This window comes from Streptomyces sp. NPDC059668 (assembly GCF_042734135.1).
Lineage (GTDB): Bacteria > Actinomycetota > Actinomycetes > Streptomycetales > Streptomycetaceae > Streptomyces.
The window spans coordinates 1-2,680 of sequence record NZ_JBHWEL010000153.1 but is presented as its reverse complement, the minus strand read 5'-3'; the positions used below and the strand labels follow the sequence as shown (position 1 = coordinate 2,680).

The 2,680-nt window shown below is 37.9% G+C and carries 3 protein-coding genes; all 3 read right to left on the bottom strand.

The features are described 5' to 3' along the window. Nucleotides 1–16: 16 nt before the first annotated feature. Nucleotides 17–463 carry a hypothetical protein gene (locus ACFV2J_RS42485; RefSeq protein WP_385443844.1) on the bottom strand — a complete coding sequence of 149 codons (447 nt, stop codon included), beginning with the start codon at nt 461–463 and terminating at the stop codon, nt 17–19. Further along, nucleotides 451–765: a hypothetical protein gene (locus ACFV2J_RS42480; protein WP_377998110.1), complete on the bottom strand. Its 315-nt coding sequence runs from the start codon at nt 763–765 to the stop codon at nt 451–453. The genes ACFV2J_RS42485 and ACFV2J_RS42480 overlap by 13 nt, the downstream gene beginning before the upstream one ends. Before the next feature lie 102 nt (nt 766–867). Next, nucleotides 868–2,680: DNA polymerase (locus tag ACFV2J_RS42475; RefSeq protein WP_385443841.1), on the bottom strand; the 1,813-nt coding region annotated here is incomplete at its 5' end.

Genomic DNA, 2,680 nt, shown 5'->3' with positions numbered 1-2,680 from the left:
TTCTTTCCGGCGGGCTTTAATTTCCTCTTGGTTTGGTGTGTTGTTTTGGTAGTTCTCGTTTTGGCAAGACATTTTTCTGTACCTCTTTCTTTTTAGGTTGTTTGGATTTCCACATAATGAATTTAGGTATAAAGATCGTAAAGCACGCAATGAGTAACGCTATATGGTCTGCATACTCACTGGCGACACCCGCCACGCCTTCAGACTTCGCCATGATGTTTGCGAGTGGCGTACATATCTGTTCGGCTTCATCGGCGGTTAATGCAAAGTCTTCCATCCCAGGTCGTGCTGCCACGATCGCGCTTGTCGTCAGTAACAGCATTTTCAGCTGGGATGAATCAACATTGCCCGCCGTCTTTTTCTTGGCTGCGCTTTTCTTTTTCGTGCCAGTACCAGGAGGGCGACCGCGTTTCTTTTTCGGCTGTTCCTCCTGGTCACTTCCCGGCACATCTACCATAACCACCCGAGGAGCGTTTTCGCTTTGCTTGGTGCTGGCTGTTCCTCTTCCTCCGGTTCCTCCACTTTTGGCGGTTCCGGTACTGGAATTTCCTGTGCTTGTCCCTGCGGCTGTTCCTTTGTTCCCATCAGGTTTTGGATGTCCTGTAGCAGATTCTTTGCCCATTTTGGCGCGTCCTCCTGTTCCTCTTTTTTCGGTGTTTCTTCAGCAGACGATTTTTCTTCTTTTTCTTCTAGTTCTTTTGGCATAGAAAATAAATCCTCCTTTTGTCCTATTTCTGTTCGATAAATTAAATAATATAGGAACATGTGTTCGATTTCAAGACAAAAAATAAAAATAAATGAATTAATTTCATATTTAATTATTTTTAGGCAAAATAAAAAGCCGGGAAAATGAATTTCCCGACTCTTTTAAAAGTCACACGACACATGCGGACGACTTGTATTTTTAATATAGTCCATATTTCTTTTCTGTCTATTCGTTAGTAAAATTCCCTTGTTTACTTCCTGCTTTAAATCAAAATCGTCAGAACCCATTTTAAGCATAGTAGCAAATTTTCGTCTTTTTAATTCGCCTTTATAAATAGAATAATAGGCTTCTTTTTTCGTTATCATTTCTCCGCGCTCCTGACGCGCCTGTAAGCTTTTTAATTTCTCTAGGATATCATAATATACCCCTCTATTTAATTTCTTGATATACGCGCCGGGAATGCCTTTAAATTTCATTGTCTCCGAACCTTTGACCAAACGATATTGTTTTACTTTGCTTTTTTCGGGATAATTAAATACATTCCGAGAAAAAGAGGATATTTCTTTTTCTATTTCTTCTGGTTTTATTTCATCAGCATATTTTTCATAATACGTTTTTGGTTGAATGAATAAACCTTCTTCAAGAATACCTTCCAGTTTCCATTTACCGTACTCTCTATCGTCAACCATGTCATCATCAAAAATAGCTTCACATGCTATTGAATCGGTATCACAATATGCCACATCGCCTTTTTCTAATTGTTTAATTAAACCTCTATATAATAAAATACGCGCGTATGACGTAACGTAGGCGGCTATATGCGGCTGAATATACGGCGCTTTGCTGGGGACGGCTGCTTCAATAAATTCTTGTCCATATACAGGGTTAAATAATTCAACATAAGGATAGCCTTTTTCTTCGCATGTCTCAATTTCTGTGACAGGTAAAATCGTTTGCCGAACCCTTTGCATACCGAATTTTCCGTACAGTGCATTTTGCATTAATTTTGCAAACGTCTTTTTTGCTCCATCACTTGTATTTTTAATCTCTTCAAAATAGGAGACAAAATCTTTAAATATATAATCGGTCTTTTCAAAATAAATACATTGATGAATTTCTTTTATTTTAGCACCCATTTCTAACGCCAATTCAATTTCTTCAAACGTCCATATCCCTGAAAGGTTACCGACCGGGAAACATAATTTTTTGTACATTCTGTGAGGTAGAGGCGGTATATGTAAAGTAGTCGGTATGTGAATATCACATTCTAAAAAACCGCCGCCCTGTCTATAGCTGTACCAATATTTAAATACGTTTCGGGCTTTGTCTCCTTTATGGTGACGCGGTTTCCCTATAGGTATTGGGTTCACTTTCATAACGTACGGATATAATGAATTTACATCATAATGAAAGCCGCCATTTAATTCACTTTGAAATACTTCTGTACGTCCACCATAATATGCCTTGCGTATAAAATCCTCTGTAAACTCGCCCCATTTGCTATAACCGTAATTCGTGGAAATAGCCTTTTCATAATCTTCAGGATAATTCATTTGATATACTTTCATTGCAAGACTTGCGGTAGTAGGACATTTTAAAAATTCATGAATCGGCAAGCCGGATATTTCAATAAGCATTGTAACAATTTCATATAATGCCACACAGTCCAACCGTAAATATTCATTTAATTCAGGTTCATACGGATCGACCTTCATAAAATAATTCCCTTGGGATTCCCGGTCATCATATTTACCCGGGTCATTTGTGGGGTTTCCGTCAGCGTCAAGCGCCCATCCCAATTTCAAAATATGGTCTTTTAAATCTATTTTTGCTTTTTCTTGCGAAATATTAAAATCCTCACATATCTTTTTTAATGAACCCATTACAAGCTTGCTGGAATCATGAAATGTAATAGGTTGCGAAATAATTTCATTTTCTTCAGTTATTTGGGATTCATTAAGACCTGTTTTAAAT